The organism is Pontivivens nitratireducens (genome assembly GCF_011290545.1).
GTDB lineage: Bacteria > Pseudomonadota > Alphaproteobacteria > Rhodobacterales > Rhodobacteraceae > Pontivivens > Pontivivens nitratireducens.
This window is the reverse complement of the sequence record NZ_CP049811.1, coordinates 2,533,224-2,560,043: the sequence shown is the minus strand read 5'-3', so window position 1 is coordinate 2,560,043 and position 26,820 is coordinate 2,533,224. Positions and strand designations below refer to the sequence as shown.

13 protein-coding genes, 1 pseudogene and 1 CRISPR repeat array are annotated in these 26,820 nt (G+C 59.1%); of the genes and pseudogenes, 12 read left to right on the top strand and 2 right to left on the bottom strand.

The window, feature by feature from the left end; all coding sequences use genetic code 11:
- Positions 1-37: 37 nt before the first annotated feature.
- The 7 genes from cas3 to cas2 all read left to right on the top strand — a co-directional run bounded on the left by cas3 (position 38) and on the right by cas2 (position 7,740).
- Positions 38-2,281, top strand: coding sequence for a CRISPR-associated helicase Cas3' (cas3, locus tag G8E03_RS12560; RefSeq protein WP_205793114.1), 2,244 nt, complete (start codon positions 38-40; stop codon positions 2,279-2,281).
- Between the two features lie 104 nt (positions 2,282-2,385).
- Positions 2,386-3,078: a type I-C CRISPR-associated protein Cas5c gene (gene cas5c / locus G8E03_RS12555; RefSeq protein WP_240910350.1), complete on the top strand. Its 693-nt coding sequence runs from the start codon at positions 2,386-2,388 to the stop codon at positions 3,076-3,078.
- A complete protein-coding gene (cas8c, locus tag G8E03_RS12550; RefSeq protein WP_166192474.1) occupies positions 3,075-4,901 on the top strand; it encodes a type I-C CRISPR-associated protein Cas8c/Csd1 in 1,827 nt (608 codons plus the stop codon). The genes cas5c and cas8c overlap by 4 nt, the downstream gene beginning before the upstream one ends.
- The gene (gene cas7c, locus G8E03_RS12545; protein WP_166192472.1) at positions 4,898-5,800 is read left to right on the top strand and encodes a type I-C CRISPR-associated protein Cas7/Csd2; all 903 of its coding nucleotides are present in this window, start codon (positions 4,898-4,900) and stop codon (positions 5,798-5,800) included. The genes cas8c and cas7c overlap by 4 nt, the downstream gene beginning before the upstream one ends.
- Positions 5,801-5,865: 65 nt before the next feature.
- A complete protein-coding gene (cas4, locus tag G8E03_RS12540; RefSeq protein ID WP_240910349.1) occupies positions 5,866-6,420 on the top strand; it encodes a CRISPR-associated protein Cas4 in 555 nt (184 codons plus the stop codon).
- Positions 6,417-7,445, top strand: a complete 1,029-nt coding sequence (cas1c, locus tag G8E03_RS12535; RefSeq protein ID WP_166192466.1) for a type I-C CRISPR-associated endonuclease Cas1c — start codon at positions 6,417-6,419, stop codon at positions 7,443-7,445. Before cas4 ends, cas1c begins: the two co-directional genes overlap by 4 nt.
- Positions 7,330-7,740: a CRISPR-associated endonuclease Cas2 gene (gene cas2 / locus G8E03_RS12530; RefSeq protein WP_347340502.1), complete on the top strand. Its 411-nt coding sequence runs from the start codon at positions 7,330-7,332 to the stop codon at positions 7,738-7,740. Before cas1c ends, cas2 begins: the two co-directional genes overlap by 116 nt.
- Before the next feature lie 167 nt (positions 7,741-7,907).
- Positions 7,908-11,369: a CRISPR direct-repeat array (repeat unit 32 nt; unit sequence GTCGCTCCCCTCGCGGGAGCGTGGATCGAAAC).
- Between the two features lie 115 nt (positions 11,370-11,484).
- On the opposite strand, the pseudogene G8E03_RS12525 reads toward cas2, so the two are convergent.
- Both G8E03_RS12525 and G8E03_RS12520 read right to left on the bottom strand, forming a co-directional pair.
- Positions 11,485-12,825: pseudogene (locus G8E03_RS12525) on the bottom strand (IS3 family transposase).
- Positions 12,826-12,865: 40 nt separating this feature from the next.
- A protein-coding gene (locus tag G8E03_RS12520; RefSeq protein WP_430693162.1) for an IS3 family transposase occupies positions 12,866-14,061 on the bottom strand; the annotation gives its coding sequence in 2 pieces (ribosomal slippage) (positions 12,866-13,809 and positions 13,809-14,061; 1,197 coding nt in all).
- Positions 14,062-14,171: 110 nt separating this feature from the next.
- Between G8E03_RS12520 and G8E03_RS12515 the strand changes: the two genes are divergently transcribed.
- From G8E03_RS12515 to G8E03_RS12495, 5 genes are all read left to right on the top strand, one after another.
- Positions 14,172-14,831, top strand: a complete 660-nt coding sequence (locus tag G8E03_RS12515; RefSeq protein WP_166192460.1) for a hypothetical protein — start codon at positions 14,172-14,174, stop codon at positions 14,829-14,831.
- A gap of 814 nt (positions 14,832-15,645) precedes the next feature.
- On the top strand, positions 15,646-21,189 hold the full coding sequence (locus G8E03_RS12510; RefSeq protein WP_166192457.1) for a RecQ family ATP-dependent DNA helicase: 5,544 nt from the start codon (positions 15,646-15,648) through the stop codon (positions 21,187-21,189).
- A gap of 208 nt (positions 21,190-21,397) precedes the next feature.
- Positions 21,398-22,045, top strand: coding sequence for an ImuA family protein (locus tag G8E03_RS12505; protein ID WP_240910347.1), 648 nt, complete (start codon positions 21,398-21,400; stop codon positions 22,043-22,045).
- Positions 21,942-23,480: a Y-family DNA polymerase gene (locus G8E03_RS12500; RefSeq protein ID WP_240910346.1), complete on the top strand. Its 1,539-nt coding sequence runs from the start codon at positions 21,942-21,944 to the stop codon at positions 23,478-23,480. The genes G8E03_RS12505 and G8E03_RS12500 overlap by 104 nt, the downstream gene beginning before the upstream one ends.
- Complete coding sequence (locus G8E03_RS12495) at positions 23,480-26,809, top strand: error-prone DNA polymerase (protein WP_166192454.1); 3,330 nt, start codon at positions 23,480-23,482, stop codon at positions 26,807-26,809. Before G8E03_RS12500 ends, G8E03_RS12495 begins: the two co-directional genes overlap by 1 nt.
- Positions 26,810-26,820: the final 11 nt, after the last annotated feature.

The window sequence follows — 26,820 nt, the reverse complement described above, 5'->3', positions numbered from 1 at the left end:
GGGGCGGCACGAAAGCGGGACAGGTCCACTATAATCAATGAACTACGCTGAAAATCTACGAAAGAGCATGATGATTTACGCACATACTGTTCAAGGGCGCCCCGTTTCCGAATGGGAAACCCTAGAAGATCACGCGAGGGCCGTTGCGATACGTGCTTCGGCGTTCGCTCTCCCCTTTGAGGGATCTCAAGCGGCTGGCCTTCTAGGTTGGACACATGATCTGGGCAAAATGAAATCTCGATTTCAAGAGAAGCTGATGGGTGCACACAACGGGGAATCTCATAGCACCGAGGGGGCAAAATTTCTGATAGATCGTCACGGAGGCTTGGGGTCGCTTCTCGCCGCATGTGTCGCCGGACATCATTCGGGCTTGCCAGATATTTCTGATTTAGTGCGACGGCTGAAGGACACTCCTGCGCTCGAGCCTCCGGACTGGATGCCGAATCCCGAGCCTTTAGTACGATCTGGACCCATGCGTGGAATGCCTTCCCATTTTTCTGTTCAGTTTATGATCAGAATGCTTTTTTCATGTCTGATAGACGCGGATGAGTTGGAGACGGAAGCCTTCTACACTGTTCAGGAGGGAGGGTCCGTAGATCGGACACCTGCTCGTGTGACACCGGCACATCGAGACGCTTTCGATCGTTATTTAGAGAAGTTTACCAATGCGACGGGCCTAGTTAATAGGCTCCGATCAGAGATATTGGTCCATGCGCGCGCGGCGGCGGCTCAGAAAACGGGTCTCTTCACGCTGACCGTGCCTACTGGGGGCGGGAAAACTCTGACGTCATTAGGTTTCGCGCTGGATCATGCATTGGCAAACGATTTGGAACGGGTGATCCATGTCATCCCCTACACCTCTATTGTCGAGCAGACGGCGGATGTATTCAGCCGAGTTCTCGGTCCTGATCAGGTCGTAGAGCATCATTCCAGCTTTGACTGGGACGGTGTGACGGACGACGAGGATCTGAAGCGTCTCCGTAGCGTGACGCGCAACTGGGATGCACCGGTGGTTGTCACCACAGCCGTGCAGTTCTTCGAGAGCCTTTTCGCTGCCCGCAAGCGGCGCTGCGCAAAGCTGCACAACCTGTCCCGATCTGTCATCGTGATCGATGAAGCACAAACGATGCCGCGGCGGTTCCTAAGGCCTTGCCTCGCCGCTATTTCCGAGCTTGTCGAACATTACGGCGCCACGGTCGTCCTGTCGACGGCAACGCAACCCGTTCTCACGCGCAAGAAGGGTCTCGATGTGCCTGAAGCATTGGAGAACGTGTGTGAGCTGGCACCCGATCCGCCGCGTCTATACCGCGCATTGTGCAGAACACGCGTGATCGATGCAGGCCCTCTGGACGACGAGGCTTTGAAGAAACGTATTGAGCGCGCGCCTCAGGTTCTTGCGATTGTAAACAACCGCCGTCACGCCCGGGCTCTGTTCGAACAAATCCAAAATTCGAACGGTGCTCGTCATCTAAGTACGATGATGACTCCCGCCCATCGCCGCGCAGTGTTGGCTGACGTCCGCGCGCGTCTTGACGCCAAGCTGCCCGTGCGGCTCATTTCGACGTCGTTGGTTGAGGCAGGGGTGGATGTCGACTTTCCAATTGTCCTACGTGCGGCCGCAGGCATCGACTCCATCGCCCAGGCAGCGGGACGCTGCAATCGCGAGGGGAAGCTATCAGGCCTCGGAGAGGTGATTGTTTTCACCCCTACGGCAGACGGCTCTTCTCCACCCGAAGATGTCGCCCAGATGGCCGCTATTGGAGCGAAGGTGCTGGCGGAGCATCGCGACGATCCTTTGTCGCAGGAGGCAGTGGCCGCTTACTTTCGAGATCTACTATGGTCGCAGGGAAAAGAAGCGCTGGATGCTGCATTGGTGGGAGCAGAGGGCAGCGCGCAAAAGATTGGCATCCTCAAGACGATTGCGGAATCCGGCAATCGTTATATGTTCCCCTTCGATCAAATTGCTCGCGCTTTTCGACTAATCAACGATGCGCAGGCCCCGATCATTATCCGGGGCGGGACTTGGGGCATTGATGATGATTTGCTTAGCAAGCTGGAATGGGCAGAGGGTGCCGGCGGCATCGCCCGCGCATTGCAACCCTATGTCGTCAACGTCCCTCATCGTATCCGCCTTGAACTAGAGCAAACCCGTGCTGCGAGCATATGGCGAGAGGACTTGTTTGGGCGTGAATTCCTATTGCTGGATCATAAGGAGCTTTACGATGAGCATGCAGGGCTAAGATTGGAGCGTTTCGATGAGATGGGAACATTGATCCTCTAAATAAATGATATAGAAAGTGTACTGATTCACACACAAAATAGGGAGTTTTGTAATAATTTTACGGTTGAGGTGTGTCTGTATAAATAGCAGGATGCATGGGGAGTATGGGTTTTGATATTTTGAACATGACATCATTTGGTGTAAAAATTCACGTCTGGGGCGATTATGCCTGCTTCACCCGCCCAGAGATGAAGGTCGAGCGTGTGTCATATGATGTAATGACGCCCTCTGCCGCACGCGGCATTCTGGAGGCCATCCATTGGAAGCCTGCCGTCCGATGGGTCGTGGATCGTATTCACGTTCTCCGGCCAATCCGTTTCGACAATATTCGTCGAAACGAAGTCGGTGCCAAAGTAAGCGACCGCAACGCGCGGGCGGCAGAGCGGTCCGGCGACTTATCGACACTTGGCATCGATGTCATAGCCAAGCGGCAGCAGCGCGCGATGTTGGCTCTGCGCGATGTCGCTTACGGGATCGAGGCGCATTTCGAGATGACAGACCGTGCGGGGCCAGGGGACAATCCAGGAAAGCACCGGGAGATGTTCATGCGGCGGGCCGCGAAGGGACAGTGCTTTCATCGCCCTTGTCTGGGCGTACGGGAGTTTGCCGCCGACTTTGAGTTGGTGGATGAATTTCCGCAAACGGCACTTTCCCCCGATGCTCGCAACCGCGATCTGGGATGGATGCTGTATGATATCGACTATCAGAACGACCGGCGATCTGCGTTTTTCCATGCGGTGATGGAGGATGGTGTGATCGACGTTGCTGCTGCGGCGCGAAAAGGTCTTGCGTCGTGACAATTCTGGCGGAACTCGCTGCGCTCTATGACAGAATGCCCGATTTGCCCCGGCCTGGCTACTCACGCGAGGCGATTGGCGGCGAGATTGTATTACGACAGGACGGCACCGTCGTTGAAATAAACGTTCTAGCCGCGCCAGACGAAAAGGGTAAGCTGCGGCCGCGTTCCATATCAGTACCTGCTGCCATCAAACGTGCATCCGGCATACAGCCAAACCTTTTCTGGGATAAGTCAGCCTATGTTCTAGGCGTCATCGCCGCTATGGGCGACGATGGTAAACCATTGCTGGATGATCTTGGGCACGGGGTCGCCGGTCAAGGTAAGCGAACAGCAACGGAACATGCGGCATTTGTCTCAGTCCATACGGACTTGCTGGTTGATGTGGCGATGCCGAGTTTGATCGCGTTTCGGACTTTTCTTGAAAGATGGTCATGGCAGGATTTTGCGGAGTACGGATATTCTCCAAAACTGCTGGATCAAAATCTCGTCTTCCGCATTCAGGGGGATACGCAGTTTCTGCACGATCTGCCTGAGGTTGCGGCGCTCCTTGCAGTACAAGCCGAAGGCGGGGAAATCTGTCTCGTATCAGGCGAGATTGCACCGGTTGCTCGTTTGCATCCGTCTATCAAAGGCGTGATGGGCGCGCAGTCGTCAGGCGCTTCACTGGTTTCTTTCAACGATCTCGCTTACGAATCTCACGGCAAGAAGCAGGGCGATAACGCTCCCGTTTCTGCTCAGGTTGCGTTCGCTTATGGAACCGCGCTCAACGCTCTGCTGGCACGCGGATCGGGTCAGACACTGCGCGTCGGCGATGCCACTGTCGTATTTTGGGTCGAAGCTGCCACACCGGATCAGGCTGTGGCGACATCATGGCTCTTTGCGGAGGCGCTCTCCCCGTCGCCACCTGAAGATGCCGATACCGCGCAGAATAAGGTGTCGGCGGAACTGGTGGCGATCGCGCGCGGCAGGTGGCAAGACGCCCCTGACTACGATCCTGAAACCCGTGTCTTCGTCTTGGGTCTCGCTCCAAACGCCGCGCGCCTTTCAGTGCGGTTCTGGCATCCGGGACGATTGCAGGATTTTGCTGAACGCATCGCGACATTCTGGGACGACCTTGCCATCGAGCCTTCCCCTTGGCTCGGCCTGGACGGTGTGTCCCGCCCGCCTGCGGCCTGGCGTCTTCTCTATGATATAGCTGCCTTGGGCGACGCAAAGAATATCCCGCCGCTTCTGGGGGGCGCATTGATGCGGTCGATCCTGACCGGAGCCAACTATCCCCGGATGTTGCTGTCGAGCGTGATTGGCCGCTTGAGGGTCGAAGGCACGCCAACTGACCGCTTTTCTGACGGCCGCCGCGCCGCCATCATCCGCGCCGTGCTGACGCGCAACACAACACAGGAGGTCCCCATGGCCTTGGACGAGACATCCGAAGACCCAGCTTACGTGCTAGGCCGTTTGTTCGGTGCCTTCACTTACGCCGAGCGCAGTTATGCCGATCGGGGAGCGACCATACGCGACAAATACATGGGCGGAGCCTCGGCCACACCTGCGCGTATCTTTCCAATGCTGATGAAGGGTTACGAACACAACCGCGCCGGCCTTGCCAAAGCGGGTGGCCAGAAGGTGGGCGCAGGCATAAAGGCGGATAAAGCCATTGCCGCAATCCTAGCCAAACTTCCCGGCGATGGTGTCCTGCCTTCCGCCCTTCCACTAGAGGATCAGGGCCGCTTCTTCATAGGCTTCTACCATCAACTTTCGGCATTCTACCAAAAGGCCGAGGATTCCATTTTCGACGATACTCTAGACGGAGAGATAGAATGACCGCCGTGACCAACCGTTATGATTTCGTGCTGTTTTTCGACGTCGAGAATGGTAATCCCAATGGGGACCCCGATGCGGGGAACTTGCCACGCATGGACCCCGAGACGTCACAGGGCCTCGTCACAGATGTCTCGCTCAAACGCAAGCTGCGCAACTACGTAGCCGAGGCGAAAAGCGAGGTGCCGGGCCATGCTATATATATGCAGGAGGGTGTAGTCCTGAACCAGCAGCACGCTCTGGCCTACGAAGCGGAAGGCCTGAAGTCCGAAGCAAAAAAAAAGCCGAAAAAGATCGAGGACGCGACCCGCATAACTGACTGGATGTGCGCCAACTTCTGGGACATCCGCACATTTGGTGCCGTCATGACGACCGAGGTCAATGCCGGGCAGGTCCGCGGCCCAGTCCAGCTAACCTTCGCCAAGTCCGCTGAGCCGATCATGCCGCTGGAGGTTTCGATAACTCGGTCCTCAGTCACCAATGTAAAGGATGCGGACAAGGAACGCACCATGGGCCGCAAGCACGTTGTGCCCTACGGCCTCTACCGCGCGCATGGGTTCATAAACGCCAACCTCGCACGACGCACCGGGTTCTCCGAAGACGATCTCGTGCTCCTATGGGCTAGTTTCCGCGACATGTTCGAACACGATCGCTCTGCTGCTCGCGGCATGATGGCGGCTCGACGTCTGATCGCCTTCCGGCACGACAGTGCTCTCGGCAATGCGCAGGCACACAAACTCTTCGACCGCGTGACAGTGCATCGTGCGCACGAGGGCAGCACTTTGCCGGTCGGCGACGGTGGCACGCACAACTGGCCGGTTGCTCGCGCTTTCACAGACTATGCGATCAGGCTGGACGACGCTGATTTGCCTGAGGGGATCGAGATCATAGAACCCTTTTGATGGTGGACACGTCCCTCCCTCTCTCAGCTCTTCAACACTGGCTGTTCTGCCCTCGGCAATGTGCCTTGATTCATATCGAGCGGGTGTGGGCTGAGAACCGTCTGACCGCCGAGGGCCGTATCCTACACGAGCGCGCTGATGCGGGTCGACCTGAAAGCCGGAACGGTATTCGCACCTTGCGCGCGGTGCAATTGGCGTCCGTCCGGTACGGACTGCACGGGGTAGCTGATGTCGTGGAAATGCGTGGTACCTCCCCATTTCCCGTCGAGTACAAGCGCGGTCGTCCGAAAGCCCATCGCGCTGACGAAGTGCAGCTTTGCGCGCAAGCCATCTGCCTGGAAGAAATGTCAGGGCAGTCAATTCCTGAAGGCGCACTCTTCTACGGCAAGACACGCCGACGCCAGATAATCACCCTCAATGTCAGCCTCCGTGATTTGACATTGAGGGTCGCGTCCGAGGTGCGCGACGCTATTCAAAAAGGCCTCCTTCCACCACCGGTCTTCGAAGCAAAACGATGTAGTGCCTGCTCAATGTATAACTTGTGCCGGCCCATGAGGTCGTGTGTGGTTGGTCCGAACTGGGTGGCCGATCAAATCGCGCAAGCAGGCGTGCCAGAATGAAGAAGCTATTGAATACGCTCTACGTCACTAGTGAGGGAGCCTATCTGCGTAAAGACGGTGAAACCGTCGCCGTCGATATCGACGGGGCAACCCGCGCTCGTGCTCCCGCGCATTTGCTGGGTCAGATCGTCTGCTTTGGACGGGTCGCCGTTTCTCCCACACTGATGGGGTTCGCGTCAGAGGCAGGGATCACCATTTCTTTCCTTGGCTATTCCGGCAAATTGCAGGCGCGTGTCGAAGGACCGCAGACTGGCAATGTCCTCCTTAGGCGCGCGCAACATGAGATGACCAAACAGCAGGCCGCTTTGCCCGTTGCCCGCGCTTTTGTCGCTGCCAAGGTCGCCAATCAGCGGGCGCTTCTGCGACGTCACCTACGCGACTACGCCAATGCCCCGGGAATAGACATTGTAGATAACGCGCAACGGCGTTTGGCGGACGCTGCACGGTACGCTCTCACTGCTCCGGACCTAGATGTTCTGCGCGGCCAGGAAGGTGAGGCGGCTCATGCGTACTGGACCGCATTTCCCCACCTCTTCCGTACCGAAGATCTGACGTTCCGTTTCGCTGGCCGCAACCGTCGCCCGCCCCGCGATGCGGTAAATGCTGTCCTTTCTTTTCTGTATGTCCTGACATCGTTGGACGCGCGCGCCGCCTGTGAAAGCCATGGCCTCGACCCGCAGATGGGATTCCTACATCGCGACCGGCCAGGCCGCATGTCATTGGCTCTAGACCTGATGGAGGAAATGCGGGCGCCCTTAGCTGATCGGGTTTGCCTTAGCCTCGTCAATCGCCGTCAACTTTCATCCTCGGATTTTCGGACGGAGGAAACCGGAGCGGTTCTGCTCAACGACATAGGCCGAAATACGGTGCTCAAGGCCTATCAAGAACGTAAGCGCGTTGAGCTCAAACATGCTTGGCTGGATGAACGTATTGCTCTCGGTCTCGTGCCGCAGATACAGGCACAGCTTCTGGCACGACACCTTCGCGGTGATCTTGATGCATATCCAGCTTGGATATGGAGCTAATCTGATGATGGTCCTTGTCACGTATGACGTCAGAACGGATAGTAAGGAAGGTCGTCGGCGCTTGCGACGTGTTGCGCGCGCGTGTGAGGATTGGGGGCAAAGAGTTCAGTTCTCCATTTTTGAATGTGATCTCGATCCAGCACAATGGTCGGCCTTACGGGCCAGACTGATCGATACGATCGACCCTGAAACGGACTCGCTGCGGTTTTACATGCTGGGCCGGGAATGGCGTCGGCGAGTAGAGCATATCGGGGCCAAGCCATCCACTGACATGGATGGTCTGTTGATCGTCTAGTTTGCGAACCCCAAGCACTCGCTCGACCTCCGTCAGGTTCGCAGCCCTTTGTAACAAAGCTATTTCACTCAGCATCGCAGCAGGGTATTCAAGGAGCGCATCCGAACCATAGGGTTCGCAAATCTGACGCTTTTCTTCCTGCTCTTTGAAATAGTTAGAACAAGACAGTCGCTCCCCTCGCGGGAGCGTGGATCGAAACATAGGCGTTGCGGATGTTGTCGTCATACCGCTCGTCGCTCCCCTCGCGGGAGCGTGGATCGAAACGCCACCAAGTCTAGGGCCACCTGCAAGCGCGCGAGTCGCTCCCCTCGCGGGAGCGTGGATCGAAACGCGGTCGTCAGGTCGGGAGCATGTGAGCGGGCCGGTCGCTCCCCTCGCGGGAGCGTGGATCGAAACTCCCGCTCAGCTTGGGCTTGCCGTTCCGCCTCGGTCGCTCCCCTCGCGGGAGCGTGGATCGAAACAACGCGCTCAAGCGTTGAGATCAGAAAAAGGTCGGTCGCTCCCCTCGCGGGAGCGTGGATCGAAACCCCTATCCACATGCCCCGCTGGGCATCCCGCCTGACGTCGCTCCCCTCGCGGGAGCGTGGATCGAAACAGGCCCATATCGCCGATCTGAACGCGAGAGCCAGGTCGCTCCCCTCGCGGGAGCGTGGATCGAAACATACGCGACCAGGCTATTCGCCACCTCCGGCAGGTCGCTCCCCTCGCGGGAGCGTGGATCGAAACCATACTGGCGATCTTGGAAGCCCGGTGATTTGCGTCGCTCCCCTCGCGGGAGCGTGGATCGAAACAGCGCTGGTGCCGGGGTCTGACCCGGCGCGGCTGTCGCTCCCCTCGCGGGAGCGTGGATCGAAACTATGCCGATGTGCGTCGATTGCGGTGCACGCCAAGTCGCTCCCCTCGCGGGAGCGTGGATCGAAACTTTGTTACGTACGCTCAGCAGGGTGGTGCCGTGCGTCGCTCCCCTCGCGGGAGCGTGGATCGAAACTGGTAAGCGGCGTGCCATCGGCCATGCGGTCGATGTCGCTCCCCTCGCGGGAGCGTGGATCGAAACACCCCCGCACCTCTCGCACCGCGCAGCACGCCACGTCGCTCCCCTCGCGGGAGCGTGGATCGAAACCCCGCCCCCTACCGCGACACTTACCGGATCGGCCGTCGCTCCCCTCGCGGGAGCGTGGATCGAAACAGGGTCTGAACGATCCGGGTGAGTGCACCTTTGGTCGCTCCCCTCGCGGGAGCGTGGATCGAAACTACAGCGCCCCGCTGACAGGTGACGACGACATGTCGCTCCCCTCGCGGGAGCGTGGATCGAAACTTGGGCTGACCGCAGGCGCGGGCGAGGGGAGCGCGTCGCTCCCCTCGCGGGAGCGTGGATCGAAACGTGGAGAGCTTGATCCAGCGTCGGCAGCTATCGAGTCGCTCCCCTCGCGGGAGCGTGGATCGAAACCAGAACCACTCGGCAAGATCCTCTACAGCCTCTTGTCGCTCCCCTCGCGGGAGCGTGGATCGAAACGGAGCGCAGGCCCAGCTCGCTGGTAACTACATGGGTCGCTCCCCTCGCGGGAGCGTGGATCGAAACCCCAAGTTACCCCGCCACATCGACATGCAGGTCGCGTCGCTCCCCTCGCGGGAGCGTGGATCGAAACCCACCGCAGGCGTAACGCGCCTCAAACGGAAAGTCGCTCCCCTCGCGGGAGCGTGGATCGAAACTCGACAGCATGTGCCATTTTGAAGCCCCACCAACCGTCGCTCCCCTCGCGGGAGCGTGGATCGAAACTTGCGGCATGGAGGGATCGAGCGGATGTCAGGTGTCGCTCCCCTCGCGGGAGCGTGGATCGAAACCGATCCGTGGGCGCAAAAGGCGCTATACATGACAGTCGCTCCCCTCGCGGGAGCGTGGATCGAAACAACGCCACGCTTGACCCTGCGCCCGATGCGCTTGGTCGCTCCCCTCGCGGGAGCGTGGATCGAAACCTGGAGTTGCCGTCCCAGCGGCCCCCGTTGACGTGTCGCTCCCCTCGCGGGAGCGTGGATCGAAACCGTCGCGGCGATCAGGGCGCAATCGGTGCCGCCGCGTCGCTCCCCTCGCGGGAGCGTGGATCGAAACCAGCTCGCGCTCCACCCGCAACAGAACATCGACGGTCGCTCCCCTCGCGGGAGCGTGGATCGAAACAGGTGGACAGCAGCCCCAAGCCTGACGCCAACGTGTCGCTCCCCTCGCGGGAGCGTGGATCGAAACTATGGTGATGGTGAAGTGGCTATGGACCCTATCGGTCGCTCCCCTCGCGGGAGCGTGGATCGAAACCATGATCGTAGTGGACTACCTGCAATTGGTCAGGTGTCGCTCCCCTCGCGGGAGCGTGGATCGAAACCCCAAGGAGGCCGTGCATTGGCGGGTCCAAGGCAGTCGCTCCCCTCGCGGGAGCGTGGATCGAAACACGCCTTCAAGCAGTCTCTCCAGCATACCGGCGGTCGCTCCCCTCGCGGGAGCGTGGATCGAAACTATGAAGACGTTCACGCCCATTTCCGACGGGCAAAGGTCGCTCCCCTCGCGGGAGCGTGGATCGAAACGACACGCAGCGCCCGATCCTGCGCGCGCCTGCCGTCGCTCCCCTCGCGGGAGCGTGGATCGAAACATGGGCACGCCCGAGGCCTGAATTCCCCCCCGGATGTCGCTCCCCTCGCGGGAGCGTGGATCGAAACTGAGCGTGGAAAGGCATCACTCGGCACCCTCCGCGTCGCTCCCCTCGCGGGAGCGTGGATCGAAACGAATAAAAAGCCCGCCAGTGACTGGGCGCACCGGTCGCTCCCCTCGCGGGAGCGTGGATCGAAACAGCACGATTGAATCGGATTGCCGGTCACTGCCACGGGTCGCTCCCCTCGCGGGAGCGTGGATCGAAACATTCCTGCACGTGTTGCGGCGTACTCGTGTGAGCGTCGCTCCCCTCGCGGGAGCGTGGATCGAAACTAGGTTAGGGGGCACTGTGTGACCCACCCCCCCGGTCGCTCCCCTCGCGGGAGCGTGGATCGAAACCCCTGGCCGGCGCTGGCCTTCAGTCCACGCTTCTGTCGCTCCCCTCGCGGGAGCGTGGATCGAAACAACGCCACGCTTGACCCTGCGCCCGATGCGCTTGCGTCGCTCCCCTCGCGGGAGCGTGGATCGAAACATCAGCACGGCGCCGACCGTGATCAGGGACAGCCGTCGCTCCCCTCGCGGGAGCGTGGATCGAAACGGAGCCATATTGGAGAGACGGATGGTTCGGTCGCGTCGCTCCCCTCGCGGGAGCGTGGATCGAAACTGACAAGCATCGCCTGCGCCACGCTATCGCCCACGTCGCTCCCCTCGCGGGAGCGTGGATCGAAACGAGATACACCATCCCTCATCAAACATCTGCTCGTGTCGCTCCCCTCGCGGGAGCGTGGATCGAAACAGGAACTGCAGACCGAGATTAACGGGATGCTGGAGTCGCTCCCCTCGCGGGAGCGTGGATCGAAACCAGCGGTTTGGAGTATTGCAGCCGGGTGCGGATGGTCGCTCCCCTGGCGGGAGCGTGGATCGAAACGACATGAACGCGGCTAGGGCGAATGCACCCGCTCGTCGCTCCCCTCGCGGGAGCGTGGATCGAAACTATGTAGGTATCGACCGATGAAAGGGCGCGATCGTCGCTCCCTGTCCGTCGTCATATAAAATGGGACATCAGAGCGGCTTGAGCATTGGAGGCTCTGGCTCGTTTGTATGATTGATTATGCTGCTTGTTTTTGATGTTGCAAGCGGCGTTGTCGGATTGTCTGTTTCTTGATCTTTGCCCTTTCCCTTAGAATGGCTTTGTCTCGCCCGAAGTAGACGTCGGCCGGTGTGACGTTGTTTAGGCTCTCGTGGTAGCGTTGGTTGTTGTAGTAATCGACGAAGGCCCCTATTTGGCGTTCGAGATCACCGGGTAGGTAGTAGTTCTCGAGCAGAACCCTGTTCTTCATGGTCTGGTGCCAGCGTTCGATCTTGCCTTGGGTCTGCGGGTGGAATGGCGCGCCGCGGACATGCGTCATTTTCTGATCCTCCAACCACTTGGCCAGATCGGCTGAGATGTAGCATGAGCCGTTGTCGCTGAGCAGACGTGGCTTGTGCCGCACAATGGCCTGGTCGCAGCCTGATGCTGTCAGAGCCAGTTCAATCGTGTCTGTCACATCTTCGGCCCGCATATTTGTGCAGAGCTTCCAGGCGATGATGTAGCGGCTGTAATCGTCCAGGATCGTGCTGAGATAATACCAACCCCAGCCAATGATCTTGAAGTAGGTGAAGTCAGTCTGCCACATCTCGTTGATTGCCGTCGTTTTGTCTGTGAACTCATCAGCGGCCTTGATCACCACGTAGTCCGGTGCGGTGATTAGATCAGCCGCTTTCAAAATACGGTAAGCCGATGACTCAGAGATAAAATACCGCTTCTCATCGGTGTATTTGACGGCAAGTTCCCGTGTGGTCAGGGCCTCATGTTCCAATCAGGTCATCACGACGGACATTAGGAATGCGGTTCCAGACCGATCCTGGGCGTGGGGACCTATCAGCCAGCCCATCCAGGCCAAAGTCGACATAGAGATCATACCATCGATAGAATGTTGTGCGTGGGATACCCAGCATGTCGAGGGTCTGCTTGACTGGCAGATGTGACCCCTCAACGGTGCGGATAATCTCAAGCTTCTCAGATGCAGGGTACCTCATTCCGCGAACTCCCCAGCCCCTGTCATGCTTTTTTTGAGCAGACGGTTTTCAAGGGTCAGATCAGCGACGCATTCTTTCAGGGCCAAAGCCTCAGAACGCAAATCCTTTACCTCAGGCGATGTGGCCTGTCGCGCCGTGTCGCCAGATAACCGGCGCTTGCCAGCTTCGAGAAATTCCTTCGACCAGCTATAATACAGGCTTTCAGCAATACCCTCCCTGCGGCATAGCACCGAGATGCTTTCCTCGCCGCGCAGGCCTGCCAATACAATGCGGATCTTTTCTTCAGATGAATAGGTTTGCCGCGTCTTGCGGCGGATGTTCTTAACCACCTTTTCGGCGGCGTCTTTCGACGTCTGGGGTTTCTTTGTCATCTCGATCTCCTAATCGATAAGATGAACCAGAAATCCTTCCTTATTCAAATCCACAAATCTGTGCCATGGGTGCTGACGTCAGACAAGCTACTCGTTGCACCTGCTGATCGGGTTGGTTGATATCATTTCTCTGCCAGTAGACCAGCGCCGGAGGCTGGCCGCCCAGGGCTGAATGCGGGCGCTGGTGGTTGTAGAAGGTCATCCATTTCCGGATGGCCGCCTTTGTCTCCGAACCGGTCTCCCAGGCATGCAGGTAGACGCATTCGTATTTCAGGGTACGCCACAATCTCTCGATGAAGATGTTGTCGAGGAAGCGGCCCTTCCCATCCATCGATATGCGCACGCTGGACCGGCGGAGCCGATCCGTCCAGGCAAAGGACGTAAACTGGGATCCCTGATCTGTATTCATTATCTCTGGCGGGCCGAACTTGTGGATGGCCTCGTTCAGCGCCTCGACACAGAAGTCGGCCTCCAGCGTGTTCGAGATCCGCCAGGACAGGACCTTGCGGGTGTGCCAGTCCATGATCGCCACGAGGTATAGGAACCCGCGCCGCATGGGCAGGTAGGAGATATCCGAGCACCAGACCTGGTTCGGGCGTTCCACCCGCAGACCTCTGAGCAGGTAGGGATAGGTCTTGTGGCCCTTCGTCGGCCTGCTCGTGTTGGGCTTCTGGTAAATCGGCATTAGCCCCATCAGACGCATCAGTCGCCGGATGCGCTTCTCGTTCACCAAGTGGCCGTCGTTGCGCAGGTGCCAAGTCATTTGCCGGACGCCGAAGAACGGCGTCTCCAGGAACTGCTCGTCGATCCGCCGCATCAGGCCGAGGTTCTGCTCAGACTCGCCCTTGGGCGTGTAGTAGAAAGACGAACGCGCGATCGACAGCAACTTGCACTGCTGGCCGATCGACAGATCCGGGTGGTCAGGCTCGATCATGTCGCGCCTCACTTCCCGCCCCAGGGCTTCAGCTTTCGTTCCAAAAAAGAGTTGGCCACCGCCAGCTCCCCGATCTTGGCGTGGAGCTCCTTCACCTGCTCCTCGTCAATCTCCGGCTTCTTGCGGCCCCCGCGTTCGAACACACCGGAGGCGCCTTCGAGCAGGACTCGCTTCCATTGATGGATCATCGTCGGATGCACCCCGAACCGGCTTGCCAGCTCGGCAGCCGTCTCCTCGCCTTTCAGGGCTTCCAGCGCGACCTTCGCCTTGAACTCAGGCGCGTGCTGCTTCCGTTTCGACATCTTTGATCTCCTTCTCGTCGAAGATCAGCAGACTGCAAATCGTAGCTTATGTCAGTGTCCGAATTTCGGGGGGTAGCTCAAACTACCTTGGTGACGATCCATACTTGTCCATGCAGGTGACCAATGTCGCGATCGTGGACGATTTCCTGATGCAGGTGGAAGCCGAGGCCGCGAAAGAACAAATCCAGAACGACCGAGTTCCAATTGATCAACTTGTCTTCCTCACAGCGCAGACCCAGATGTGGCTCTTCGCAGTCTACGAACTCCTTCGAACATGGCGACAGCGCGTATCGGACGCGCTGAAGCTTCATATTAATGGCGGTCTGCAGCTCAAGATCGACCACCTTCGAAAGCGTGACGGCCCTGCAGATTTCGGAAGCCAGATTCGGGCCCGCCAACTCGAAGCGGTTCGCGACGATCCAATACTGGTGGAGAATCTGCGCTCTGATCAGCGCCGCGTCCATGTGATCTTTGGAACGATCGAGGCACTGCGGGTGAGCATAGCCAAACATGAGGTCGCGGGGGTGCGAAACTCGATCGCGCACATGCCCGGCTATGCGCGGCTTGATCTGATGACCGGGTCGTTAAATTATGAACTTTCGATGGGTCCGGTTATCTACGACTACGTCTCGCGACGTGGGATTGCGGATGGCATCAGAGCGATCCTCGATGGGGATCCGCCAACTGTTGAGAACATTGCAAGCTACGAGGAAGCGATGAAGGCCATGCGGGCCGGTCTTCCTGGTTTTCATTTCAGCCGGGAATTCTGACGTATTGATCCGTCAAGCAGCTTTGACACTGCGAGACAAATTTCTGTGGGACATCGATAGGGCATTGTCAGAGGGACTCGTCGTGAGCGGGTCAGGAGCGTCGCGAAGCATTCCGGGATGATTAGATCGCCCGGTTTGCCGAAATCCAGAAGCCGGACTACGCTGCATGTTGGGCGAACGACCGCTTTGGTTAAGTAGCGTCTCAGCAGCCGTGGTGCCATCGAAGGTCCGCAAAGGGCAGTTCTCGACGGCCGTATCAGAAGGGCAGGGCACGCAAGATATTGCTATGTAATATAAACTTTTGAGACGGGCTCTAAGATCGGGGGGGATTACAATATTACATAAAATGCGTTTCTGTGGATTGGCGTGCCTAGGTTGTTCATCAGGCGTAATATCGATATGCCGCTCAATACTGTTCAATTGACACTTTTTTTCCATATGGCTGACTGCCTTAAGAGCTTTAGCGTTTAGGTTGCTTAGAAATGACATTTGACACGGTGGAGGAATGTACGCCACCAGGGCGTACTTTGCAGCTTTCTGTTGCGTAAGGGCAGCGTGGATCCGACTCTCGATCTGACCCGACATGTGGGCATTACTAGGCTGCGTACCGAGGTTAGAGTCTATCTGTCGCAGTGTCTGGCGGCCTGGTCTGTAGCGATGCGTGCTCCACTTTGTTGCGTATTTTACCCCCATTTGACGTGGGCCGCCGCCGTCAATTCGGAACCCTGCTGTACCAATACGTGCAGACGCTGGCCTACGCCCTTGAAACCAATAGGGCTTTGCTCGGCTAATCGATAATCACGGACAAATGTAAATGCGTCACACTGAAATATTGTCCCACTGCCTATCGATTGACTTAGAAGTTGATCCATCAAAGGCCAAGATATTTGCCATAGCAGCCGTGCGTGCGGATGATCGACCCGCGCTAAAGGCAATGGGCGGCATCTCCGACGAATTCTTGGACCAGCTAGAGGCGCAGATCGGTGATGTGGCCCATCCGATTGGCCACAACTTCCTTAATCACGATCTAAAGCATCTGGTCGCAACCAAGCCCCGATTGGCTAAGATCATTCAAGCACCGATCGACACTCTGTGGCTTAACCCGCTGGCCTTTCCGCGAAACCCGTACCACCATCTGGTGAAACACTACCATGACGGGCGGCTGGAAACTGGCCATGTGAATGATCCGGAGCTGGACGCAAGGCTGGTCTTTGATGTGCTGGCAAATCAACTAGATGCTTTCGTTAAGCTGTCAAAGGATGAGCCAGACGCGCTGACCGCTTACCATTACCTATCCACACGCATGGAACGGGCAGGCGGCTTTGATGCTGTATTTCGCTATGTGCGCGGCCGCGAATGCCCTGATTACGAGCAGGCGCGCATGGCGATCATGCGCATGCTGGACGGACGCGCCTGTGGCGTGCGTATCGAGCAGGCCCTAACTCGTTTGAGCAGCCCCCAGAATGGCTGGCCAATGGCCTATGCTCTGTCCTGGATCACCGTGGCTTCCGGCGATCCCGTGATGCCACCCTGGGTTCGTGCACAATTTCGCGAAGCATCACTGATCGTCAAACACCTGCGTGATACATCGTGCAAGGATCCCAACTGCGCATGGTGCGCGGAACAGAACGATCCGGTGCGCGCGTTGGAGCGATGGTTCGGCTTCCCTAGCTTTCGCCCAAAACCTGTTGATCCCGAGGGGCGCCCCCTGCAGGAACGCATCGTTGATGAGGCAATGTCAGGCAACAGCCTGTTGGGGATCCTGCCGACGGGAACTGGAAAGTCCCTGTGTTATCAGGTGCCCGCATTGTCGAGGTTCGACACGATTGGCGCGTTAACGGTTGTTATCTCACCCTTGGTCGCGCTGATGGCGGATCAAGTGCATGGAATGGAACGTGCCGGTATCTCTTGCTCGGTTACGATCAACGGCATGATGTCCATGCCGGAACGTCAGGACGCTCTCAACAAGGTGCGGATGGGGGATGCTGGTATCCTCATCATCTCTCCCGAACAGTTGCGAAGCCCCTCTATCCGCAACGTTTTGGCCCAGCGCGAGGTTGGGCTGTGGGCGATTGATGAGGCCCATTGCGTGTCGAAATGGGGGCATGATTTTCGGCCAGACTACCGCTATCTGGGCCGTTTCATCAAGGAATTTTCGGGTGACATGCCGCCCGCACCCATGATCTGCCTGACCGCAACGGCAAAGCCTGAGGTCGTGGCGGATATCATAAGCCACTTCCAGACCAAGGCAGGCATTGAGCTGCTGCCGCTGGATGGTGGCGCATCGCGGACAAACTTGGCGTTTGATGTACGGCCAACGACCAAGGCGACCAAGCTATCCGACGTCCTAACTGTGTTGCTGGAACTGCTGCCCACAGATGGGCGTTCAGGTGCGGCGGTCTATTGCTCATCGCGCAAAGAAACAGAGCGTGTCGCTGCATTCCTGAAATCACAAGGGATGGATGCGGCACATTTCCACGCGGGGATGAGCCCTGACGACAAGCAGACCGTACAGGAGCAGTTCCGCGTAGGCGAGTTGCGCGTGATCGCAGCGACCAATGCCTTTGGCATGGGGATCGATAAGCCCGATATCCGGTTGGTCATCCACGCTGATATTCCCGGATCGCTGGAAAATTACCTACAGGAGGCAGGCCGCGCGGGACGCGATCGGGAGGACGCCCATTGCGTTCTGCTATTTGCGGCGGATGACGTTGAACGCCAATTTCGCCTGACGGCCAGCTCACGCCTTGCACGGCATGAGATTGGGGCAATCCTAAAGGCACTTCGCCGGATTGATGATCGCACAAAAAAGACAGGCAAGGTTGTCGCAACCTCGGGTGAGATTGTGCGCTCTGAAAAGGATCAGACGTTCGAGCGTGACAGCACGACCGACGATACCCGCGTAAAGACGGCCGTATCATGGCTGGAGGAGGCGCATCTGGTATCGCGTGAGGAAAACCGAGTGCAGGTTTTCCCGTCCTCCCTGCGGGTTCGGTCGGTAGATGAGGCAAAAAGCCGTCTGGCCGAGGCAGATATAACGCAGTCACATCGCAGGCAATTGCTGTCTATCGTTAAACATCTCATGTCCGCACCCGCGGATGAGGGCGTTTCAACTGATGAGCTGTGCGGTGTGGCCGGCATCCCTCCGGGGGCACTGCCAAGGGCCATGGCGACGCTTGAATCCCTAGGCATTGCGCGAAATGACGTGGCGATCACCGTCTTCGTTCATGTTGGTGTTGCACACTCCTCGGCGCAGAGGTTGGCGCAAGCTTCTGCACTGGAAGCCGATCTGATTGCGTTGATGCAGGAACTTGCCCCAGATTTGGATGACCGCACTCCCGTGCCCCTGAACCTTGCTGAGGCCTGCCAACGATTGCGGGACAAGGCCCATCCAGATGTCAGGCCCGACGCGATTGATAAGCTGGTGCGCGGCATGGCACAGGACGGGCGCACTCAGGAGGGGGGGCAGGGCAATATTTCGCTGCGCAAGGCCAGCCGCAACACGTTATTGGTTACGCTGGTCCGATCATGGCGAGTGATCCAAGAGACAGCACGGGTCCGATGGCTAGCCGCCGAACTGATGCTCACCTACCTGACAGGGCGGTTGAACAAGGGTGCTCGCGGCAAGGACCAACAGGTTGAAACAACGGTCGGTGATCTGTTGGCGCAGCTAACGCAGGATGCTTTTCTCAAGGGCGTCGGCGTGCGTGATATGACGAAGCTGATGGAACGCGCATTGATGTGGCTGCACGAACAGGGCGTGCTAACCCTAGGCAAGGGGCTGACAGCGTTCCGCTCCGCCATGACGGTGCACCTCGACCCTGCCGGCGGCCAATTCACGCAGGCGCACTTTACCCCGTTAGAGGAACATTACAGCGAGCAAACCCTGCAAACCCACGTCATGGCGGCTTATGCGGAAACCGGCATGCGCATGATGACAGATGCCACACGCCTGTCCGAGGATTACTTCCTGCTCAACAAGGAGCAGTTCATGAAGCGCTGGATGCCCGGTGTGGGTCGTGAAGTCAGGCGGCAAACCACCAGCGCATCCTGGGATGCAATCGTTGAGAAGCTGGGCAACAAGGTTCAGCAGGAAATCGTAACCGATGATCGTGATCGGACGAATGTTCTGGTCTTGGCGGGGCCGGGATCAGGAAAAACGCGCGTTCTGGTCCACCGAATTGCCTATTTGCTGCGTATGAAGCGTGAGGATCCGCAGGGTATTCTGGTTCTTGCATATAACAGGCACGCTGCTGCTGAAATTAGAGTACGATTGCGCGCTCTGGTTGGGGACGATGCTATGGGGGTGACGGTTTCAACCTGTCATTCCTTGGCGATGAAGCTCGTCGGTGCCAGCTTTGTCGGTCAACGCGCGGATACCGCAGATTTTGATAACATCGTGATGGAAGCAGTGCGTCAGCTGGAGGGTGAGGGCCTATCCAAGGCCGAGGCCGAGGCGCAGCGCGACACGCTAATTCAGGGCTATCGTTGGATCCTAGTGGATGAGTATCAAGACATCGGGCCAGAGGAATACCAGCTGATCTCTGCAATTGCAGGTCGGTCGCTGGACGATGCAGATATGAAGCTTAGCCTGTTTGCGGTCGGGGATGACGATCAAAACATCTACGCCTTTAACGGCGCATCCATCGAATTTATCCGCAAATTCGAAAAGGATTATAAGGCGCGTCCGGCGTTTCTGGTCGAGAATTATCGCTCTACCCGCCACATAATTTCAGCCGCGAATACTGTGATTTCGGCCGCGCCAGATCGAATGAAGCTGGAGCATGAAATCAGGATAAACGCTTACCGTGCAAACACGCCCGAGGGAGGGGTGCTTGCAGGCGCAGATGGCGTGGCGCAGGGCAGGGTTCAGCTCTTGGATGTTCCCAATGGGGATATTCCACAGGCTATGGCAGCGGTCGATGAACTGGTACGCCTGTCCCGACTGGATCCTGAATGGTCATGGGCCCGCACCGCCGTAATCTCACGGGATTGGCGCAAACTTGACGCAGTGCGCACCTATGCCGAGCAGTTGAAGATCAAGGTCGAGATGGCCAATGAGGACCTGCCAAATATCTGGCGATTGCGCGAAACTCAGGCGTTGGTTAGCGGCCTTCGACAGCGGCAGGGCGAACTGTTGGGAGTGGCCGATATCCTCGACATTCTAAATGAGCAGGCTCCAAACAAATGGATCGACCTTCTGGCCGAAGGTATCGCCGAGCTGGCACGAGAATTGAAGGCGAAGGCGATGCCTGTGCCCGATATCGTCGAATGGCTGGCCGAATGGTCCCGCGACACGCGCGGCGAACAGCGCGGCCTGCTGTTACTGACAGCGCATCGGGCCAAGGGGCTGGAATTCGATCATGTGGCCATTCTGAATGGCGGTTGGGACAACCCCTCAAAAAACGAAGACCGTGACGCTCCGCGGCGGCTTTTCTACGTGGCAATGACCCGCGCGCAGGTGAGCCTGACCGTGATGACCTCGGGTGCCCACGCATTGCTTAAACCCAGCACACCATCGATCATCCAACGAAAGGTGTCGCCGGATAACCCAATCGGCGTGCCGCCCGCCCGAGTCTATCATTTGCCAAATCTCAAATATTCCAACCTGTCCTTCCCCAGCCGATACGGGCCGCGGCACGAAATTCACGATGCGATCCGAACGTGCAAGGTGGGTGATCCGCTGCGGCTAGAATACAGGAGCTCGGCTTGGGAGTTCTTGGATCGCAATGGTTGCGTCTTGGGCCGAATGTCAAAATCATGGGAATATCCATCGGGTAGGGTCCTTTATTCCGGTACGGTGGGGGCAGTGGTCCACTGGCGCAAATCCGACGGTGATGAACGATTTGCCCATTATGCGCGCCGTGACACATGGGAAACCGTTTTGCCTGAGCTAGTATTCGCGCCTCAGAGGCAGGCAGCTGCTGACGAAGATACCTCGGAAACGTTTTCTACCGCACCTACTAGACCAATATCCGCATCCGGTGGTGCTGCTGATAAAAAAGGCGATCTTGACCGAATTCCAATGCCCGATGAGCTAGCCGTGCTGAGTGAGCTTGCGCAGCGTATCTACACCGATAGCAGGTCGTGGGGTGAGCTAATCGCTCGCTTCAGTGAGCATGGATTAGAGGTTTCGGCAAAATCTGGCGGGCTCGTTGTTAAGGATAGTATCGGTGGATTTCAGATCTGCAAAATGTCCTCGCTAGGGCTTAAATATATCGAAATGGTACGATATTTCGGAGAGGGCTTTCCCGGTCACCCATCGCCCGGCATTGCCGATCGTGCACTGGGTAGGCGGGGCGCCACAAAATCGACGCCACCCGCCGCTGGGCAGAGTATTGATATCATCGACGATTAATCGCCGGGTGGGGAAACATCACTGGACTTGTCCCGCTTTGCGTCCCCCAAGAAGGATGCCATCAGATCAGCTCTGTGCTGATTTCACCACATTCCAAATTGGAACAAAGTGTGAACATATGGATCGGTGAATGGGAATCGATTCAACATACGGGCAGGTTTTACGCTTGCCGACTGCACGTATGCAGTCCTGCGAGGTGCGTCGGTGCGTGCCCCGTCCGGGAGAGGTTGCGTTGCAGGAGGCGCAGGCCGCGCGGGCAGGCGATCTTTCGGTGACGGCGTTCGTGCTGTCAGCCCTACCTGCGACGCAGCGCACAGTGCTGTGGTTGCAGGATCGTGCTTCGGGGCAGGGGGCTGGGCGGCTGTATCTGCCGGGGTCGGGCAAACCCATGCGTTTCGGAGCGCTGCTGCGGGTCGAGGTCAGCCATCCGCGCGATGTGCTCTGGGCTATGGAGGAAGGCGCGGCCTGTGCCGGTCTGGGTGCTGTGGTGGGCGAGATCCATGGCAATCCGGCGGTGTTGGATTTCACGGCGACCAAGCGGCTTGCGCTCAGAGCGGAGGCATCTGGCGTGCCGGTCTGGCTGATCCGATCCCACGATGCGCAGGGGCTGAGTGCAGCGCGGCAGAGGTGGCGCATAGGCGCTTTGCCCTCATTGCGCCATCCCCACGATGCTGGCGCGCCGGGTGCGCCGCAATGGCGCGCCGACCTGATCCGGGCACAGGGACGTCCGCCGGGAACGTGGATCGCACAGCATGAGCCGGGTGCCAAAGAGGATCGTCTCCATCTGGTTCCCGCATCTGGCGATGGAGCGGTGGAGGATCGTGGCGCGGCGCGACAGGACGCTTCCGGGGAATGATGTCCCGGTGGTTCTGGCGCGCGACGGCGCGCACGGACCGGTGATCCATGCAGCGTCCACGACCGCCACCGCGCGCGGTATCCGGTCCGGCGCGCGGATCGTGGACGTGCAGGCGATCCATCCCGATCTACATGTCGAGCCTGCGGATGCGCAGGGCGACGCGGCGCTGCTTGACCGACTGGTGTTCTGGGCACGCCGCTGGGGGCCGTGGAGCGCGCGTGACGGCGCGGACGGCTTGTTTGTAGACGTGACCGGCGTGGCGCATCTGTTCGGAGGAGAGACGGCGTTGCTGGATGATATTGCGGGCCGGTTCACCATGCAGGGGATCAGCGTAAGGTTGGCAATTGCGCCCACATCGCTTGCGGCGCAGGCTTTTGCGCGACACGGCGAGGAGCGGGTGATCTGTGGGCCTGACGATCTGGGTGCGCGTCTTGCGCTGCTGTCTGTCTGTGCGCTGAGGTTGGGATTTGACACGGAGCGCTTGCTCGACCGGTTGGGCCTCAAGACCATCGGTGCGCTGAACAATATGCCACGCGTATCGCTGATGCGACGCTTCGCGAACCTACCGCAGGGGCGCAATCCGTTGATCCAGCTAGACCGCGCGATGGGGCGCGAAGCTGACCCTCTAGACGCACCGGTGGATCAAGTTCACCTGATTGCGCGTTCCCGGCTGGCGGAGCCGGTGATGGATGCAGGTCCATATTTGCCCGACCTTGCCTGGCAGCTTTGCACCGATCTGGAAGCGTCCGGTCGCGGCGCGCGTGCTCTACGCCTGACGATCTACTGTGTGGATGGGGAGGCGCGCTGGATGGACGTTGCCTTTGCACGGGCGAGCCGTGATCCTACTCATATGTTGCGGTTGCTGAACGGTAAGCTCGACGGAGTCGATGCCGGTTTCGGCTTCGATATGCTGACACTGGAGGCGCTGCGCACCGAGCCGCTGGAGGCTACCCAAACCGGACTGGACGGCGCGCACGACGCGGATGCGGACGTGGCTGGCCTGCTCGACCGGCTCAGTGCACGACTGGGCGCGCGCCACGTCTCATGGTCGCATTGGGAGGAAAGCCATCTGCCGGATCGCATGGAACGGCGGGTGACGGCACTCGGCAACGATCCGCAAGTGCCTCCCGTTGTTACCGCCGAACGCCCAATCCGTCTGCTTGATCGGCCCGAAGAAGTCACCGTTGTCTATGCCGTGCCCGAAGGTCCGCCCGCGCAATTCATCTGGCGGCGCGTCACCCTGCGCACGGCGCGTCAATCGGGGCCGGAGCGGATCGCGCCAGAATGGTGGCGCGACAAACCCGGATCGCGGCTGCGCGACTACTACAAGGTTGAGGTCGAGGACGGTCGCCGCTTCTGGCTATACCGCGAGGGCGTAATCGGCGACGGGCGCGGTGAAGAACCTCGCTGGTTCCTGCACGGATTCTTTGCGTAATGCCGCAGCAGGAGGGACATAAGCGGGTCTTGTTGGCGGAAGATAACCGGTTCACCTGCAACCCACCCGCGTCTTACGTAGAGCTAGGGCTGGCCAGTTGTTTCTCGTTCCTGCATGCGGCCTCCACCGCCAGTGAGCTGTGCGCAACGGCGAACCACCTTGGCTATGACGCGATGGGCATCGCGGACCGCAATACGCTGGCAGGTGTTGTGCGGGTACATACCGAGGCAGCGACGGCCTGCATCCGGCCCATGATCGGTGTGCGGTTGGTGTTGCTGTGCGGCGCGGAATTCCTCGCCTATCCGCGTGACCGCGCCGCCTACGCGCGTCTGTCCACGCTGCTGTCACGCGGCAAGATGGTAACGGCGGATGGCGACTGGCAGGCCAAGGGAGAGACGCATCTGACGCTGGAGATGTTGGCGGATCACGCCGAAGGCCTGCATCTGATTGCCATGCCGGACGAGGATATCGACCAGTTCGAGGCGGCGTTTTCCCGCCTCGCGCGCGCCTTGCCGGAGCTACGCTATATTGGGGCAAGCTATCGTTATCGCAGCGACGACGTAGCGCGGATCAACCGGCTCGATACCCTCGCGCGGGCGCATGGGCTGGGAATCCTCGCCACCAATGATGTCCTCTACCACATCCCCGACCGTCGCCCGCTTCAGGATGTGATGACTTGCATCCGCGAGGGCATAACCATCCAGCGCGCCGGGTTCAGGTTGCTGGCCAACGCGGAGCGTCATCTCAAATCCCCTGCGCAGATGTGCCGCCTGTTCGCACGCTGGCCCCATGCCATCGCCGCGACCCGCAAGGTTGCGGATGACATCACGTTCACCCTCAACGATCTGCGCTATGAATACCCGCACGAGATCGTGCCAGAAGGTCGCTCCCCTATGCAGGAATTGCAGCGCCTGACATGGCAGGGTGCGGCAGCCCGCTATCCGAACGGCGTGCCCGACAAGGTGCGCGAGGTCCTCGCAAAAGAATTCGACCTGATCGCGCGTAAGGACATCGCCCGCTATTTCCTGACCATCCGCGACATCGTCCATTTCGCGCGGGAGGAGGCCACGCCCCCGATCCTATGCCAGGGGCGCGGGTCCGCCGCCAATTCCGCTGTGTGCTACTGTCTCGGCATTACCTCCGTCGATCCGACCGCGCACGATTTGCTGTTCGAGCGTTTCCTCAATGAGGCCCGTGACGAGCCGCCCGACATCGATGTGGATTTCGAGCATGAGCGGCGCGAGGAGGTCATCCAGTACATGTACGCCAAATATGGGCGGGAGCGTGCGGGCCTGTGCGCCACCGTCATCCACTATCGCCCCCGTTCCGCCATTTGCGAAGTGGGCAAGGGGATGGGCCTGTCCGAGGATATAACCTCGAAGTTGGCAAGCACGGTCTGGGGCAGCTTCGAGGGGGATGTGGACGATCAGCGCGCCAAGGAGGCCGGACTGGACCTCACTGATCCCTATCTGCGTATGGTCCTCAAACTGGCGCGGCAGATGATCGGAATGCCACGACATCTGTCGCAGCATGTCGGCGGTTTCATCCTGACCGAGCGCCCCCTGACGGAGATGGTGCCCATCGGCAATGGCGCGATGCCCGAGCGCAGCTTCATCGAGTGGGACAAGGATGACATCGAGGCGTTGCGCATCTTCAAGGTCGATATTCTGGCGTTGGGGATGCTCACCTGTATCGCGAAGGGTTTCGATCTGATCGAGGCGCATCACGGTTCACGTTACGACCTGGCTACCGTGCCGATCGAGGATCGAGAGCCGGACGACCGGCGCCCGACCTATGATATGCTGTGTCGCGGTGACAGCCTCGGCGTGTTCCAAGTGGAAAGCCGCGCGCAAATGGCGATGCTGCCCAAGCTGCGACCGCGTGTATTTTACGATTTGGTTATCGAAGTTGCCATCGTGCGCCCAGGCCCCATACAGGGCGACATGGTGCATCCCTATCTACGCCGTCGCCAACGGCTGGAGCCTGTCGTCTATCCCGCGCCGGGGCCGGAGCATCCGCAGGACGAGTTGATCCGCATCCTTGGTCGCACGCTGGGCGTCCCGATCTTTCAAGAACAGGCGATGAAAATCGCGATGGACGCGGCCCAGTTTTCAGCCAAGGAAAGTGACGAATTACGCAAGGCGATGGCGACCTTTCGATCCCGCGGCACGATCGAAAAGTTGCAGGAAAAGATGGTCGGGCGGATGACGGCGCGCGGCTATGATCCGCATTTCGCGCAACGCTGCTTCGATCAGATCAAGGGGTTCGGCGAATACGGCTTTCCCGAAAGTCACGCCGCCAGCTTTGCCAAATTGGTTTATGTGTCGAGTTGGATGAAGTGTCACTATCCCGCTGCCTTCGCCTGCGCGCTGCTCAACTCGCAACCGATGGGGTTCTATGCGCCCGCGCAGATCGTGCGCGACGCAAGAGATCATGGCGTCGAGGTGCGCATGGTCGATATCAGCTATTCCGATTGGGACTGTACGCTGGAGCCGTGCGCAGACGGTTTCGCCCTGCGTATCGGCCTGCGCCAGATCGATGGCATGCACCGCGAGGCGGGTCTGCGGATCATGGCCGCGCGCGATTCCGCGTTCGCGAATGTGGAGGCGCTCAAGGGTCGTGCGGGTCTTGACGTCGGCAGTATCCGCCGCCTTGCTGCCGCTGATGCTATGCGATCCATGGGCCTCGACCGACGACAAGCCCTCTGGCAAGTTCAGGCGCTGCGAGATGCGCCCAGCTTGCCGATATTTGAACACGCGGACGCCGCCACCGCAGGTCCCGAACCCGACGTCGCACTTCCCGCCATGCGCCGCGCGGAACACGTCGTCGCCGATTACCAGACCCTGCGCCTGTCGCTGAAAGCTCACCCCATGAGCTTCTACCGCGCCAGCCTGACCAGGCAGGGGTTCACCTGCTCCGACGATCTGACCCGTCTACGGCACGGCGCGAAGGTCTCCCTTGCCGGGCTGGTGCTGGTCCGCCAAAAACCGGGCAGCGCAAAGGGCGTGTGCTTCATCACGCTGGAGGATGAAACCGGCGTCGCCAATCTGGTGATCTGGCCAAAGATGTTCGAGGCCTACCGCCCCATCATCATGGCCGCCCGCCTGCTGGTCGTGCAGGGCCGCGTCCAGACTGATGGCCGCGTCATCCACATCGTCGCCGATCATCTGGAGGACCGCAGTCTCCGCCTCGACGATCTTTCCGCCCACTCGATGCCTAGCGTCACCACGCGCGGCGACCACCCGACCAACCCGCTGCCCGGACAAGTCGGCGTTCGCGCCCATCCGCGGAACGTGCGTGTCATTCCCAAATCTCGGGATTTCCATTGAAGCGTTGGCCA